The 2307-nt window shown below is 73.1% G+C and carries 1 protein-coding gene and 1 tRNA gene; one reads left to right on the top strand and one right to left on the bottom strand.

All coding sequences use genetic code 11. The features are described from left to right. The coding region (locus tag V7793_RS36540) for an alpha-N-acetylglucosaminidase (protein ID WP_336013979.1) at positions 1 to 2008 on the top strand (2008 nt) is incomplete at its 5' end. Between the two features lie 82 nt (positions 2009 to 2090). Here V7793_RS36540 and V7793_RS36535 read toward each other — a convergent pair. Continuing rightward, positions 2091 to 2164: transfer RNA gene (locus tag V7793_RS36535), tRNA-Ala, on the bottom strand. Positions 2165 to 2307: the final 143 nt, after the last annotated feature.

Genomic DNA, 2307 nt, shown 5'->3' with positions numbered 1-2307 from the left:
CAAGGGCGGCGCGGACGCCTTCCGGGTGTCCGGGCGGGCGGGCGCGATCGTGGTGTCGGGCACGACGCCCGCGGTGCAGCTCACCGGCTTCCACTGGTACCTCAGACACGTCGCCCACGCCCACTTCTCCTGGAACGGGGCGCAGACCGCCCTCCCCGACCGCCTCCCCGGCGTCCGTACCCCCCTCGTCCGGGCGGCGAACGTCCCCCACCGCTTCGTGCTGAACGACACGAACGACGGCTACACCGGGCCCTACAACGGGTGGGACTACTGGCAGCGCGAAATCGATGTGCTGGCGCTGCACGGCTTCAACGAGGTCCTCGTCTACGCGGGCGCGGACGCGGTCTACCACCGCACGTTCCGCGCGCACGGCTACGGCGACGCCGAACTGCGCGCCTGGCTGCCGGGCCCGGCCCACCAGCCGTGGTGGCTGCTGCAGAACATGGAGTCCTACGGCGGCCCCCTGTCCACCGGGCTCCTGGAGCGCCGCACGGCCCTCGCGAAGAAGATCGTGGCCAGGCTGCGGGAGCTGGGCATGACGCCGGTGTTCCCCGGCTACTACGGCACCGTGCCGCCCGGCTTCGCCAAGCGCAACCCCGGCGCCCGCACCGTCCCGCAGGGCACCTGGGGCGGCTTCCGCCGGCCCGACTGGCTCGACCCGCGCACCGCGCACTTCCGCCGCGTCGCAGCGACCTTCTACCGGGTCCAGAAGGAGCTCTACGGCGCCACGTCCATGTACAAGATGGACCTGCTGCACGAGGGCGGGAAGCCGGGCGACGTGCCCGTCGCCGACGCCGCCCGCGCCGTCGAGAAGGCCCTGCGCGCCGCCCACCCGCGCGCCGTCTGGGCCATCCTCGGCTGGCAGGAGAACCCGCGGCGCGAGATCGTCGACGCCGCCGACCGCAAGCGCATGCTCATCCTGGACGGGGTCTCCGACCACTACCCCAAGGTCACCGACCGCGAGGACGACTGGGGCGGCACCCCGTACGCCTTCGGCTCCATCTGGAACTTCGGCGGGCACACCGCCATGGGTGCCAACACCCGCGACTGGGCCGCCCTCTTCGAGGACTGGCGCACCAAGCGGGGCAGCGCGCTCAAGGGCATCGCCCTGATGCCCGAGGCCGCCGACAACAACCCCGCGGCGCTCGCCCTCTTCAGCGACCTGGCCTGGACGGACGGCCGGGTCGACCTGGAGGACTGGTTCGCGCGGTGGCCCCGCTACCGCTACGGCGGCGCCGACCGGCACGCAGCGCGCGCCTGGGACGTCCTGCGCCGCACCGCCTACGGCACGACCCGCGAGGACGGCTGGAGCGAGGCCGCCGACGGCCTCTTCGGCGCCCGCCCCGACCTGGCCGTCACCCACGCCGCCGCCTGGTCGCCCCGGCAACTGCGCTACGACCCGGACGCCTTCGAGGAGGCCCTCTCCGAACTCCTGGCGGTGGCCCCGGCCCTGCGCCGCAGCTCCGCCTACCGCTACGACCTGCTGGACGTGACCCGCCAGTCGATCTCCAACCGCAGCCGCACGCTCCTCCCCCGCATCAAGGACGCCTTCGAGGCGGGCGACCGGTCCCGGCTCCGGGATCTGACGCGCCGGTGGCTCGACTGGATGACCCTCCTGGAGGAGACCGTCGCCACCGACGAGCACCACCTGCTCAGCCGCTGGACGACGGCCGCCCGCGCCTGGGGCTCCTCGCCGGCCGAACGCGACCGCCTCGAACACGACGCCCTGACCCTGCTGACCACCTGGGGCCCGCGCCCCTCGGCCGACGGGGGCAAGCTGCACGACTACGCAAACCGCGAGTGGTCGGGCCTGGTGGGCGGCCTCTACCGCAAGCGCTGGACGGCGTACTTCAAGGAACTGGACGCGTCCCTGTCGACCCGCCGCAGGCCGAAGCCGATCGACTGGTACGCCCTGGAGGAGGACTGGATCCGCCACCGCCCTGCCGTACGGACGAAGCCGGCGGGGGACGTGGTGAAGGTGGCACGGAAGGTGGCACGGCAACTCTGAGCGCGCCCGGCCCGGCCGTGCGCCGCCCGACCATACGTCAGAGCCCCCGCCGGATTTCTCCGACGGGGGCTCTGATGTGTTGTGGACCTGAGGGGATTCGAACCCCTGACCCCCTCGATGCGAACGAGGTGCGCTACCGGACTGCGCCACAGGCCCTTGCAACGAGTGAAACTCTAGCACCCCCATCCGGGTGCTCGGAAATCCGCTCGCCGCTGGTCAGCAGCGGGTCCCCCGTGGAGGCGGCGCGGTGGCGCGGGTCACTCGTTGGCGGCGCGGGGGCGGTCGTCGTCGGCGTACTG

The sequence above is a fragment of the Streptomyces sp. KLMMK genome, from assembly GCF_036961605.1.
Lineage (GTDB): Bacteria > Actinomycetota > Actinomycetes > Streptomycetales > Streptomycetaceae > Streptomyces > Streptomyces telluris.
This window is presented reverse-complemented; position numbering and strand designations above follow the sequence as displayed.